Source organism: Brevundimonas sp. CURTG3B2_SDJG, assembly GCF_057364705.1.
Genome location: NZ_JBNFOJ010000073.1, coordinates 1 through 11,457, shown reverse-complemented (window position 1 = coordinate 11,457; position 11,457 = coordinate 1). Strand labels below are relative to the sequence as shown.

General features: G+C 69.4%; 14 protein-coding genes, 1 other RNA gene and 2 pseudogenes. 6 read left to right on the top strand and 11 right to left on the bottom strand.

Going from position 1 to position 11,457, the window contains the following annotated elements:
- Positions 1–90 precede the first annotated feature (90 nt).
- Both AC2W7C_RS06925 and AC2W7C_RS06920 read right to left on the bottom strand, forming a co-directional pair.
- Entirely contained in the window at positions 91–267 is a 177-nt protein-coding gene (locus AC2W7C_RS06925) for a hypothetical protein (RefSeq protein ID WP_486000779.1), read from the bottom strand.
- 1 nt (position 268) lies between these two features.
- Complete coding sequence (locus tag AC2W7C_RS06920; RefSeq protein WP_486000778.1) at positions 269–1,693, bottom strand: DUF4169 family protein; 1,425 nt, start codon at positions 1,691–1,693, stop codon at positions 269–271.
- A 141-nt stretch (positions 1,694–1,834) separates the two neighbouring features.
- On the opposite strand from AC2W7C_RS06920, the gene AC2W7C_RS06915 reads away from it, so the two are divergent.
- Positions 1,835–2,071 carry a DUF2171 domain-containing protein gene (locus AC2W7C_RS06915; protein ID WP_486000777.1) on the top strand — a complete coding sequence of 79 codons (237 nt, stop codon included), beginning with the start codon at positions 1,835–1,837 and terminating at the stop codon, positions 2,069–2,071.
- Between the two features lie 256 nt (positions 2,072–2,327).
- Entirely contained in the window at positions 2,328–2,723 is a 396-nt protein-coding gene (locus AC2W7C_RS06910; RefSeq protein WP_486000776.1) for a YccF domain-containing protein, read from the top strand.
- On the opposite strand, the gene AC2W7C_RS06905 is transcribed toward AC2W7C_RS06910, so the two are convergent.
- The 3 genes from AC2W7C_RS06905 to fumC are packed head-to-tail and all read right to left on the bottom strand — an operon-like array spanning position 2,720 to position 5,801.
- The gene (locus AC2W7C_RS06905; protein ID WP_486000775.1) at positions 2,720–3,610 is read right to left on the bottom strand and encodes an alpha/beta fold hydrolase; all 891 of its coding nucleotides are present in this window, start codon (positions 3,608–3,610) and stop codon (positions 2,720–2,722) included. The genes AC2W7C_RS06910 and AC2W7C_RS06905 overlap by 4 nt on opposite strands.
- 57 nt (positions 3,611–3,667) lie before the next feature.
- Entirely contained in the window at positions 3,668–4,405 is a 738-nt protein-coding gene (locus AC2W7C_RS06900; RefSeq protein WP_486000774.1) for an AAA family ATPase, read from the bottom strand.
- Positions 4,406–4,409: 4 nt separating this feature from the next.
- A complete protein-coding gene (fumC, locus tag AC2W7C_RS06895) occupies positions 4,410–5,801 on the bottom strand; it encodes a class II fumarate hydratase (protein WP_486000773.1) in 1,392 nt (463 codons plus the stop codon).
- Between the two features lie 88 nt (positions 5,802–5,889).
- Between fumC and AC2W7C_RS06890 the strand changes: the two genes are divergently transcribed.
- Together AC2W7C_RS06890 and AC2W7C_RS06885 are read left to right on the top strand one after the other, a co-directional pair.
- On the top strand, positions 5,890–6,492 hold the full coding sequence (locus AC2W7C_RS06890) for a peptidylprolyl isomerase (RefSeq protein ID WP_486000772.1): 603 nt from the start codon (positions 5,890–5,892) through the stop codon (positions 6,490–6,492).
- Entirely contained in the window at positions 6,489–6,845 is a 357-nt protein-coding gene (locus AC2W7C_RS06885; RefSeq protein WP_486000771.1) for a RusA family crossover junction endodeoxyribonuclease, read from the top strand. Before AC2W7C_RS06890 ends, AC2W7C_RS06885 begins: the two co-directional genes overlap by 4 nt.
- Positions 6,846–6,907: 62 nt before the next feature.
- Here AC2W7C_RS06885 and AC2W7C_RS06880 read toward each other — a convergent pair whose 3' ends face one another.
- The 4 genes and pseudogenes from AC2W7C_RS06880 to ssrA all read right to left on the bottom strand — a co-directional run bounded on the left by AC2W7C_RS06880 (position 6,908) and on the right by ssrA (position 9,534).
- A complete protein-coding gene (locus AC2W7C_RS06880; RefSeq protein ID WP_486000770.1) occupies positions 6,908–7,375 on the bottom strand; it encodes a C13 family peptidase in 468 nt (155 codons plus the stop codon).
- A gap of 357 nt (positions 7,376–7,732) precedes the next feature.
- Positions 7,733–8,223, bottom strand: a pseudogene (locus AC2W7C_RS06875) (SspB family protein).
- Between the two features lie 78 nt (positions 8,224–8,301).
- Entirely contained in the window at positions 8,302–9,111 is an 810-nt protein-coding gene (gene aac(3) / locus AC2W7C_RS06870) for an aminoglycoside 3-N-acetyltransferase (protein WP_486000769.1), read from the bottom strand.
- Positions 9,112–9,153: 42 nt separating this feature from the next.
- Positions 9,154–9,534, bottom strand: a transfer-messenger RNA (tmRNA) gene (gene ssrA, locus AC2W7C_RS06865).
- A gap of 247 nt (positions 9,535–9,781) precedes the next feature.
- Here ssrA and AC2W7C_RS06860 point away from each other — a divergent pair.
- The gene (locus AC2W7C_RS06860; RefSeq protein ID WP_486000768.1) at positions 9,782–9,958 is read left to right on the top strand and encodes a hypothetical protein; all 177 of its coding nucleotides are present in this window, start codon (positions 9,782–9,784) and stop codon (positions 9,956–9,958) included.
- A gap of 38 nt (positions 9,959–9,996) precedes the next feature.
- Positions 9,997–10,584 carry a hypothetical protein gene (locus tag AC2W7C_RS06855; RefSeq protein WP_486000767.1) on the top strand — a complete coding sequence of 196 codons (588 nt, stop codon included), beginning with the start codon at positions 9,997–9,999 and terminating at the stop codon, positions 10,582–10,584.
- Positions 10,585–10,606: 22 nt separating this feature from the next.
- Here AC2W7C_RS06855 and AC2W7C_RS06850 read toward each other — a convergent pair whose 3' ends face one another.
- Together AC2W7C_RS06850 and AC2W7C_RS06845 are read right to left on the bottom strand one after the other, a co-directional pair.
- Positions 10,607–10,942 carry a hypothetical protein gene (locus AC2W7C_RS06850; protein WP_486000766.1) on the bottom strand — a complete coding sequence of 112 codons (336 nt, stop codon included), beginning with the start codon at positions 10,940–10,942 and terminating at the stop codon, positions 10,607–10,609.
- Positions 10,943–11,020: 78 nt separating this feature from the next.
- Positions 11,021–11,457 (bottom strand): annotated as a pseudogene (locus AC2W7C_RS06845) (tRNA (adenosine(37)-N6)-dimethylallyltransferase); the annotation flags it as partial.

Here is an 11,457-nt window from a genome sequence, read left to right as displayed (position 1 = left end):
CGGGCGCCCCTGCTGCAGTTCACGTCGACTACCTGGTCTAGCGGCGGACTGACGGAAGGAGGGGCGGGTCCGGCTGCGGGCCCGCCCCGCCTACCGCCGGAACCAGCCCGACCGCTTCTCCTTCAGCTCGGCCTTCACCAGCGCCTCGGTCTCGGCGCCGGTCTTCGCCTCCGCCAGCTTCTGGCGACGCAGTTTTTCGGCCTTGATCCGGCGCATGGCGACCAGGGCGATCAGGCCGGCGCGGGTGTGGGGCGCATAGCCGCCCATGTCAGTCCTCGCGCTTGGCGCCGTCCAGCAGGCGCTCGGCCCGCTCGCGCGCCGTCTCGACCGCCTGGCGTTCGGCCTTGGTCCGCCCGTGGGCGGCGCGGTTGGTCTTGGCCATGGCCTTCGCCTGGAGCTTCGCCCGGTCCTTCCGGGCCCGGTTCAGATTGACGATCTCGCCCATGGACTCACTCCTGCTCAGGCGTCTCGGCTGGCGGGGTTTCGGGATCCTTGGGCCGCAGGATCTCGGGGATCTGGGACGAAGGCAAGGCGGTCGGCGCCAGCGGCGGGCTCTCGGTAGGCCGGTCCAGCCGCGCCCAGGCCTCGCCGGCTCGCGCCCGCTGGCGCCCAGTTCGAACAGGGCCGTCATCGTCGGCTGGTCAAACTTCAGGCTCGACGCCTCGACATTGTCCGGAATGGCCGACAGCGACATGGTCATGCCGTTTCGCCGCGCGAACGCCGCCGTCGCCGCCAGGTGAGTGCGCAGCGACGCCTTGCTCATCGCGTCATAGGTCCGTAGCAGGATGCCCGTCAGCCGCCCGGGGGTGACGCCATCGTTGCGCCCCACCTGACCGTTGACCACCACATAGAGGGCGCTCGGCGCGGCGCTGGCCTGGTCGCGCGTCCACAGCAACAGGGGCTCGGGGATCGCCAGGAAGGGCGCGTTCACCCCGCCGTCGACGTGCATCTCCATCGCCACGGTGTTGTCCGGCTGAAGTCCGGCGATCAGCACGGGCGGAAAGACCCCGGGGATGCTGGCCGAGGCGACCAGCACCTCCTTGAACAGCGCCCGCGCGTTCTCGTCGCCCTGGGTCGCCAGCAGGCCCATGTCCCAGATCACCGTCTGCTCGCTGTCCAGGTCGGTGGTGGCCACCAGCAGCCGGCGGCCCGCGGCGTGCTCGCGCGCCACGGCCTGCAGCAGCTCGGGGGTGACGTTGTCGTCGACCAGATCGCGCAGCACCTTGCTGCTGAACAGGCTGGGGTAGAGGAAACCCGCGAAACTGCGCCAGCTCAGCAGATTGGACGCGCCGCCCCCGGTGTAGGCCTGACGCAGCTGGGGATCCCATTCCGGTCCCAGGAAGGCGAAGGGCGCCGCCAGGGCCCCTGTGCTCACTCCGGTGACGATGTCGAACTTCGGCCGGTCGCCGTGCTCAGTCCACCCCACGATCAGCCCGGCGCCGTAGGCCCCGTTGGCCCCGCCGCCGGACAGCGCCAGCATGCTGACGGGCCGCTCGCCGGCGAACCGGCTGCCGACCTCGTCGGACAGGGCGCGCAGCTGGGTCTCGTCGTCCACGCGGATGCGCGGGTCCTGGGCCGGAAGCAGCACGCCCTCAGCGATCCGCACCGGCCCCTCGGGGCGCTCCAGCGTGCCGCACGCCGACAGCCACACGGCCAGGCCCAGGGTCAGCAGGATAGCGGCGATCCGTTTCATGGAGCCTTCCAAAAGGGCGCGTCGGCCAGGTCGCGATACAACCGGCGGCTTCGGCTGTCACCCGTCCGGGACCTTCGCCGTTCGAAACCCCGGCGGGCCCTCGGCGTTCCCGGCAGGGTCGGGCCCGCAAGGAGAGACGCCATGATTTCAGCCTCGCTCATCAAGGAACACCAGGAAGTCGTCGGCTCGGACGGCGCGCATGTCGGCCGCGTCGACCATGTCCGCGGCGACTTGATCGAACTGGCCAAGCTCGACCTCGGCTCGGGCTTCAAGCACCACATGATCCCGGTCAGCTGGGTCCAGCACGTGGACGAGCACGTCCACCTCAACGTGACCAGGGACGAGGCCAAGGCCCGCTGGACCGAGAAACCGCGGTAGGGGCGATCTCCATCGCTCCCATTCTCCGTCATCTGGGGCTCGACCCGAGGATCGGAGGACAGGGCTGAACCAGCGGCCCCAACCCGTCATTCCCGGGCTTGTCCCGGGAACCCCAGATCACCTGCGGCCGCCGGGCGGATGCAATGCCGGTGTTCCTTGATGGCCGGACAAGCCCGGCCGTGACGGTGAAGGCAGGGCCGCACCGGCTTACCGCGAATTCACCCCTGACCCCCGCCGGACGTCCTATGATCGGAGCATGATCCGTCTCGTCCTCAACATCCTCTGGTTCATCTTCGGCGGCTGGCTGGCCGGCCTGCTCTGGCTGCTGGGCGGGGCGATCCTGGCCCTGACGATCGTCGGCCTGCCGTGGACCTTCGCCGCCTGGCGCATCGCCAGCTATTCCTTCTGGCCCTTCGGCCGCGAGGTCGTCTGGCGCGAGCCGGACGCCACGGCCCTGGGCGCCGGCTGCTTTGGCATCGGCCTGAACGTCATCTGGTTCGTCTTCGCGGGCTGGTACATCGCCCTGTCGCACGTCCTGATCGCCGTGGCCGAGGCCATCACCATCATCGGCATCCCGTTCGCCATCAAGGACCTGGAACTGGCCAAGCTCGCGCTCGCCCCGATCGGCCGCACCATCCGCGACAAGCCTTAGGCCGCGCGCGTGAAGAAGCGGCGCAGCCGCTCGGCGGTCTCCTCCGGCTGCTCCTCTGGGAAGAAATGGCCGGCGTCCAGGCCTTCGCCCTCCACCTGATCCGCCCATTCGCGCCACAGGGCCAGCGGTCCGCCCTGCGTCTCATACCACCGGCCCAGACCGCCTCGCGCGCTCCACAGAACCAGGACCGGGCAGCGGATGCGCCGTCCGGCGGCCCGATCAGCGCGGTCGTGGTCGCGATCCAGTGTGGCGGCGGCGCGGTATTCCTCGCAGATCGCGTGGATCCCGGCGGGATCGGCGAGGGCCTCGACGTAGGACGCCCGAGCCTGCTCGTCGAAGGCCGGGCCGTCCGAACCCCAGTTCTCCCGCGCGTCGTCCACCGCCGCCGCCGGGCAGGCGCTCAGAAGCCGCTCGGGCAGGGGAGAGGGCTGCGCAAGCAGGGACCAGGGCCAGAAGGCCGTCGCCAGGCGCGCATCGGCCAGGGCCCAGGCGGTCTCGGTGGGCAGGACGTCCAGCACCGCTACCCCGGTCGCTACGTCCGGGCGATCCAGCGCCAGGCGGTAGGCGACGCGCCCGCCTCGGTCGTGGCCCGCGACGGCGAAACGAGGAAACCCCAGCGCCGCCATCAACCCGACCATCTCGCGCGCCATCGCCCGCTTGGCGTAGGGCGCGTGCGCCGCGTCGGACAGTGGCCGGCCGCTTTTTCCGTAGCCCCGCAGGTCGGCGCGCACGACCGTGAAGGTCCGGGCCAGGCTCGGCGCCACGGCGTCCCACATGCGATGCGTCTGCGGAAAGCCATGGAGCAGCAGAAGCGGCGGCCCTGAACCGTCCACACGGGCGAAAACGCCGTTCCCTTCGACCAGGATGATTTCTCCGTCCGGGCGCATGGAGGCTCCTTCCGGGACAGAACGCAGGCGGGTCCGGTTGGATCGCCCTTCGGTCCGCTAGTCCTCGGCCAGCAGCACGTCCAGATAGGTCTCGCGCCGGTTCAGGAAGCCGCGCGTGACCTGGTAGTGGTCGGTGTCCTCGTAAGCCGTGCGCTCCAGCCCGTGCGGCGAGGTCTGATAGATCCAGGCGTCGGGATAGCCCAGGATGATCGGCGAGTGGGTCGCGATGATGAACTGTGATCCATCCCGCACCAGCGCGTGCATCCGCGCCAGGAACGACAGCTGCCGGCTCGGCGACAACGCCGCCTCGGGCTCGTCCAGGATGTACAGGCCCTGACCGACGAACCGGTTCTCGAACAGGGCGAAGAAGCTCTCGCCATGCGACTGCTCGTGCAATTTGCGAACGCCGTACCGCGACCCGCGCACCTCCGGGTCCTCCAGATAGGTCGCGGTGGTGAAGAAGCTCTCGGCCCGCAGGAAGAAGCCGTCGCGCGCCTTCTGCGCCGACCGCACCGGCCGAACGAAGCGATGCAGCGGCGAGTGCGAGGCCCGGGTCGCATACTGGTGGTCGCGTCCGCCGCCCTCGGCGTTGAAGCCCCACGCGATCGCCAAGGCCTCGATCAGCGTCGACTTGCCCGACCCGTTCTCGCCGACAAGGAAGGTCACGCGCGGATGGAAGGCCAGGGCGTCGGTGGTCCTCACCGCCGGGAGGTTGAACGGATAGACGCCGTCGTCCCAGCCCTCGCGCCGCTCCAGCCGTGCCTCGATCCAGTAGGGGCGGTCGAGCGCAGTCATGGGGTCAGCCCGGCGAGATCATCTTCTCCGGACGCACCCATTCGTCGAACTCCTCGTTCGTCAGATAGCCGCCGCCGACGGCCTCCTCGCGCAGGGTGGTGCCGTTCTTGTGCGCCGTCTTGGCGATCTTGGCGCACAGGTCGTAGCCCAGCTTGCCGTTCAGAGCGGTGACCAGCATCAGGCTGTTCTCCAGGCCGCGCTTGATGTTGTCCTCGCGCGGCTCGATGCCGACCACGCAGTTGTCGGTGAAGCTGATCGCCGCGTCGGCCATCAGCCGCACCGATTGCAGGAAGTTGTAGGCCATCACCGGGTTGAAGACGTTCAGCTCGAAATGCCCCTGGCTGCCCGCGAACGTCACCGCCGCATGGTTGCCGAACACCTGCACGCACACCTGGGTCAGCGCCTCGCACTGGGTCGGATTGACCTTGCCCGGCATGATCGAGCTGCCCGGCTCGTTCTCCGGCAGCGCCAGTTCCCCCAGGCCCGAGCGCGGGCCCGAGCCCAGGAAGCGGATGTCGTTGGCGATCTTGAACAGCGACGCGGCCACGGTGTTGATCGCCCCGTGCGAGAAGACCATGGCGTCGTGGGCGGCCAGGGCCTCGAACTTGTTCGGCGCGGTGGTGAAGGGCAGGCCGGTGATCGCCGCGATCCGCTCGGCCACCTGTTCGGCGAAGCCGATCGGGGCGTTCAGCCCGGTGCCCACCGCGGTGCCGCCCTGGGCCAGCTCCATCAGCTTGGGCAGGGTCTGCTCGATCCGCTCGATCCCGTTGGCCACCTGCTGCGCATAGCCGCCGAACTCCTGGCCCAGGGTCAGGGGTGTGGCGTCCTGCGTGTGGGTGCGGCCGATCTTGATGATGGACGCCCAGGCGTCCGACTTGGCCTTCAGCGCCGCGTGCAGGTGCTTCAGCGCGGGCAGCAGATCGTTCACCACCTGCTCGGCGCAGGCCACGTGCATCGCCGTCGGATAGGTGTCGTTCGACGACTGGCTCATGTTGACGTGATCGTTGGGGTGAACCGGCTTTTTCGAGCCCATCTCGCCGCCCAACATCTGGATCGCCCGGTTCGAGATCACCTCGTTGGCGTTCATGTTCGACTGGGTGCCCGAGCCGGTCTGCCAGACCACCAGCGGGAAGTGGTCGTTCAGCCGGCCCTCGATGACTTCATCGGCGGCGGCGACGATGGTCTCGCCGATCTTCGGGTCCAACCGGCCCAGGGCCATGTTGGTCTCGGCCGCCGCCCGCTTGACGATCCCCAGCGCGCGCACGATCGGCAGCGGCTGCGTCTCCCAGCCGATCTTGAAGTTGCCCAGCGACCGTTGCGCCTGGGCGCCCCAGTAGCGGTCCGAGGCGACCTCGATGGGGCCGAAGGTGTCGGTTTCGGTGCGGTGCTCGGTCATGTCGCGAGAGGCTCTTCAGGCGTGGCGGAGGAATGCGCGGCGGTGTAGCACGGGGGCCGGCGAGGGCAAGGCGAGGCGAGGCGATGCGATGCGGACGTTGATCGGAGGGGCGCTTCTCGCCTTCGCCCTGGCGGGACCCGCGACGGCGGACGATCCGCGCGTCGTCCTGGAGACCGGCCAGGGTCGGATCGTCGTCGAACTCGCGGCCCAGGCCGCGCCGCTGACGGTGTGCAACTTCCTGTTCTACGTCACCGACGGCCACTACGACGGCGGCGCCTTCTTCCGCACAGTGGTGCGGGCGACCAACGCCCATCCGAACCCCATCGACATCGTCCAGGCCGCCTCGCGCCACGGCGTCGAGGACGACACCCTGCCGCCCATCCCGCTGGAGCGGACCCGCGACACCGGCCTCAGCCACGTCGCGGGGACCGTCTCGATGGCCCGCGACGGGCCGGACACGGCCACCTCCAGCATTTTCATCGTGACCCAGGACACGCCGTCGCTCGATTTCGGCGGCGGTCGCAATCCGGACGGCCAGGGCTTCGCCGCCTTCGGGCGGGTGATCGAGGGGCTGGACGTGGCTCGCCGCATTCAGTCGAGCCCTGCCGACGGAGCCGAGCAGCTGACGCCGCCGGTCGCCCTCGTCTCGGCGCGCCTTCTGGGAAACATGCCGCAAGACTGCCGCCCGTGAAGTCCGGCGACTGGATCGGCTCGGGCAAGGTCCGCGCCCGCGAGGCCGGCGACGCCGTCGAGATCACCATCGACGGCCTGACCACCCAGGCCAAATACTACAAACCCCTGGTCTACGAGTTCATGCGCAAGGAATGGACCTCGCGCCCGGCCTGGGGCGACTACGTCGTCGAAATCCGCATGGAACACGTCGGCGACCCGCCCTGGATGGACCTGGACAACCTGGCCAAGGCCCTGCTGGACGCGATCAAGGGCTATCTGTTCCATGACGACAGCCAGGTCGCTCGCCTGCTGGTCGAACGCTACGAGGGCGAGCGCGAGCGGATCACCATCCGGGTGTTTCCGCGGGGGTGAGGTCTCCAACACCTCCGTCACCCTCGGGTCAAGCCCAAGGGTGACGGACTTGGGAGCATCGCTCAAGAACCGCCCCGCTGAAAGCGAAGCGTCGGCAGCCGCATCTGCATCTCGGCGCCCACGAATAGCTGCGGCTCGGAGGGAAGCTCCGCCCCGGCTTCCTTCTCCTTGCGCGTCACGCACGCCTTCGCCTCCGCCGCCAGCGCCAGGAAGTCCGTCGCCGTCGGCAGGGTCTCCAGGATGCAGCCGTCGAACCAGGGATAGCGCTCGCCAGCGCCGCATCCGAACGAGGGCCGGTCGCGCCGCGCCGCGGTCAGGACCATGCGGTTGGGCCCCTGCAAGGCGTTGACGAACTGCCCGGAATAGCAGGCCGAGATGATCACCACCGTCGGCCGCGCCCCGCACGACCGGCGCACCGCATTGGCCAGGATGTCGGGCGTCATCCGGCCGGTCTCGCCGAACACCATGAAGTCCGGCGCCCCGTGCGAGGTGATGTACAGAAGGCAGCCCCGGTCGGCCTGCGCCGCCATCCGCTGGAAGCCTCGAGGCCGTCTGCGGCGAGGTGGGCTCGGCCACGTCGGTGCGCAGGGAGTAGTCGACCATGTGGGCGCGCGAGAAGCCGGCCCGCAGGAAGCCCTGGACCAGGTCGCGCCGCGCATTGTCGAACGCCTGGATCGGTCGGCCGCGCCCGTCACGCCAATCGGCGGCGATAACGCCTGCGGCCCAGCCCTCGAAGCGCGAGGGCTGCGTCTGAGCCGGAGCCTGGGCGCATGCGGGTTCCGCGAGCGCCAAAACCCCTGTCAGCAGTAGGATCAGACCCCGGACCATGCGCTTGCCTCGCGTCAGCCGGTCCCGACGTTAGCGCATGCGACGCGCGGGAAAAGGGGTCACTTCTTCCGAAACTGGTCCAGCGACACGACCTTGGGCCCGTCGTCGCCGGACGGGGGCGGCGGGGTCTCTTCCGGGGCCGGGGCGGCGGCCTCGGCGGCGATCTCCTCGACCGTCGCCGGAGGCTCGAACTGCAGCAGGAATTGCACCGACGGGTCGTAGAAACGGGTCACGGCGGTGTAGGGCATGGCCAGCACCTTGGGCATGCCGCCGAACTTCAGCATCACCGAGAACCGGGTGGGCTCGACCTTCAGGTCCCAGTACTGGTGCTGCAGCACCACCGTCATCTCGTCGGGATACTTGGCCAGGATGTCGGGCGGCACGCTGACCCCGGGCGCCCGGTCTTGAAGGTCACGTAGAAATGGTGCGCTCCCGGAATGCCGTCCGGACCCGCCGCGCGTTCGAGCGCCAGCCGGATCACGCCGCGCAGCGCGTCCTGCATCAGCAGTTCGTAGTGCATCTCGTCGACGGGGGGCGTCTCTTCGGCCATGGGCGAGGTGTAGCGTCGCCTTTCACTCGGCGAAAGACGCCAGGAGGGTGAAAGCGCAGATTCCCGCGAGCGCGCCGGTCAGCCCGCCCGCCGCTCAAGCCACGACACGCCGAAGGCGCAGATCTCGGGGGCCCCGACCAGCGTCAGCTCGGCCCCGCCGATGCGGCCGGTCCGGCCCCGTCCCGTGGCCAGGAAGTCGCGCACGATGTCCCCGAAATAGGCCTCGTCCAGGCCGTCCACCACTGGGTCCGAGGTGTCGAACTCCTCGATCATCCGCCACTCGACGCCCGCTTCGGTCAGGAGGGGGCATTCTTGGCGCACGATCCGCTTGCCGGGGATGTCGGCCAGATGCTCGGCGTAGTGAAGCAGGGTCATGGTGTCCAGCGGCGCGCCCGCCATCAGCACCTTGCCGCCGGCCTCGACCAGCTTGGCCAGCGGCGAGCCGGGGCCGTAGCCGTAGTCCAGCGGGTGGTCGGCCGTGAACCATTCGGCCCGGGCGCCCAGCGCGGCCATCGACGCGCCGGGGTTGGCGCTCCGTCTCGCGCCCGGGGTCGTGCGGACGAACTCCGCCAGCACGCCATTGGCCTGGACCGCGCGCGATGTGGCGGGGTCGAACGGCGGCACATGCGGCTTCCAGGCCTCGGGCATCCGCCCGTCGGCGTCCAGCAGGTCGTGGTAGTTCCCGTCCCAATCGACATAGGACAGCAGGGTCCCGCCTGGCCCGACCGCGTCCCGCAGCGCGCCGATGAAGGCGTCGGGACCGTTCAGCATCGGCCCGAACCGGCTCATCGCCGCGTGGACCATCACCGCGTCGCCCGGCGCCAGACCCAAGTCGCACAGGGCGGACGCCATGGCCTGGCGGGTCAACGGGGCGGCGGACTCGCTCATGCGTCGGCTCGATCGGGAGGAGGGCGCTTCGGTCTTTGATGAAGTGGAGGGCTTCTGTTGCCAGGCGCCCTCCGGGCCCCGCCTGGGGATCTGAACCCCCAGGACTTAAGTGTTCGAAATCAACCGAACCGCTTACGCGGCGAGGCGGACTTCTCCAGCGAAGTTATCGTTCGCAGTTAGAAAATGACCCGATACGGTGGGTCAGGACGGGCGAAAGCAATCCTCTTTACACGTCCGTCGATGCTAGTCGGCCCCCCATGTCCATCCTTGGGCTCGCTCCGCCGATAACGCGGGAGAGGGATGGTGGAGCCGCCGGGAATCGCACCCGGGTCCGGTCCGCTTATTACAGGCGCGTTTATCGCCATAGTCCGGGCGAACCCGGACGCTTGCAATATAGTCCTAAAGCCCTGAAGTTCCAAGGGCTCGTCGCCCGAAGGTCGTCGCTTGCAAAGTCTGGAGGCCCGCGATGTCCCTGGCTTCGGTTTTCCCGTCCCGGCCCGCCGCGGCTCCTCGGTCGACCCGCTGGACCTGGCTCAAGACGGCCGCTCTAGCTGCCACTTCCATCTTCGGAGGCGCTTTCCTCCTCGGCCCGATCTGCCACCTTCAGGGACGGGCCACGGTCTGGTCCCTTGGGTTCACGCCCCGTCCCTGGGGAGCGGGCGAGAGCCCGTTGTGGCTGGCGGTGTTCACCGTCGGCCTCCTCTGGGCCGCGCTCTGGGCCTGGCACGCGATCGGGACTCGCAAGACGCGTCTGGCGGCCGTGCATTGGCTGCTGCCGCTGGTTCCGCTCGCCCTGTACGTCCTGGACGTCCGAAACCAGTCCTACGTCTGCTATCCGTTCTTCTAGACCGTGCGTCTCCGCCCTTGATCCTTCGGCGCTCTCCGGTGAAGCTTCCGGCTCCGATCCGCTCGGGGGAGCGCGCCGCCGTGATCCATCGCCTTCTGATCGTCGCCTTCGCCTGCCTGACCCTCGCGGCCGCGCCCGCCGCCGCCCAGCAGATCAGCGACCCGGATCCGCGCGGCCGTCCAACCCGCATCGACCGGCTGGATCAGATCATCTCCGCGGGCGACCTGGCCGGCGCCATGGAGGTCGTGCCGCCGCGCCTGCTGCGCGCCATCGCCGATCGCTACGGCCTGACCGAGGACCAGCTGGTGACGGCGATGCGCGAGGTGATCCGCACCCAGCTGCAGGGCGTGACCTTCGTCGACTACCAGATGGATCTCGCCGCCGCCGCGCCGATCCTGACCCCCGACGGCTCGCGGACCTATCTGCTGATCCCCACCACCACGGTGATGGATGTCCAGGGCGCGGGCCGTTTCCGCTCGCGCAACAGCACCCTGGCGCTCGAGGAGGGCGGCGAATGGTATCTCATCCGGGTGGACGAGGCCGCCCAGGTCGCCCTGATCCGCGAGCTATGGCCGGAGTTCGCGGCGGTCGACTTTCCGGCGGGAACGATGGAGGCGGCGGAGTAGGGCTCCGCCGCTTCTCGTACGGTCAGATCCGGGGCTCCATGGGATGACCCCGGCTGTCGCCCGGACAGTTGCCCAGGATCTCGCAGTCGGACGTCGCCCGCCGGTCAAGGGTGTTCTCGCGCCACTCCCGGCTGGCTTCCCTTTGATGATCGATGACGCCCTGGCGCGTGCAGACCCGGCGGGTGCGATTCGATCCCGTCTGCGGCTCCCGACGGCAGACGACGCGTTGCTCGCCATCCGCCGCGCGAGTCTGGTCGGCGGACGCCTCGGTCGTCGGTCTGGCGTCCGGTTCGCGCAGTACCTCGCCTCCGTCCATCGGATCTTGAAGCGCGAGCAGGGCGGTAAGCAGAAGCGGCACGAACATGTTTGGATCCTCCAAGCGTAGCCTTATCACAGCTTCGTCGCCTGAAAAGGGATCGCCGAGCGAGGCTCGTTCTCAGACTCGGTTCCACCCCGGCGTCTGGTTGCGAAACCAGGTCAGCTGGCGCTTGGCGTAGTTGCGGGTCGCCTGCCGGGTCGCCTCCACGGCCGCCTCCAGCGTCGTCTGCCCCCCAGGTGGGCGGCCAGTTCGCGCACCCCCACGGCCTTCATCGCCGGCAGTTCGGGGTCAAGCCCCCGCGCCGTCAGCGCGCGCACCTCCTCCAGCGCGCCCTGGTCGATCATTTGCGCCACCCTGAGGTCGCAGTTGGCGTAGAGCGCCGACCGCTCCGGCTCGACCACCAGTCCGGTCCAAGAGTCCGGCTCAAGCAATGGCCTGGTGTCCGCGATCCAGTCACTGAGCGCCCGCCCGGTGTGCTCCGCCACCGCCATCGCCGGATCAGCCTCTGCCGGTCGCCGGCCTCGATCCGCGCCGCCGCCGCCGGGTCCAGCGCG